1 protein-coding gene is annotated in these 314 nt (G+C 70.7%); it reads right to left on the reverse strand.

The window, feature by feature from the left end:
• The coding region (locus tag POF73_RS45995; protein WP_272125516.1) for a ketoacyl-synthetase C-terminal extension domain-containing protein at window positions 1-314 on the reverse strand (314 nt) is incomplete at both ends.

Raw genomic sequence — 314 nt, forward strand, 5'->3', positions numbered from 1 at the left:
AGATCAGTGGCACGGACATGCTCGGCCAGCCGCCGCGCCTGCTCCCCCAACGCCTCCGCCGACCGCGCCGACACCACCCACGGCACCAGCCCCGAACCGGCCTCACCCGGCTCGGACTCCTCCACGACCACGGGCGCCTGCTCAAGAATCACATGCGCATTGGTGCCGCTGATCCCGAACGAGGACACACCCGCACGCCGCGGACGCTCCCCCTGCGGCCACTCCCGCGCCTCGGTCAGCAACTCCACCGCACCCGCCGACCAGTCCACCTCAGGCGTCGGCTCATCCACATGCAACGTCTGCGGCAACACACC

Origin of the sequence: Streptomyces sp. HD (assembly GCF_028369295.1) — a bacterium.
Classification (GTDB): domain Bacteria; phylum Actinomycetota; class Actinomycetes; order Streptomycetales; family Streptomycetaceae; genus Streptomyces.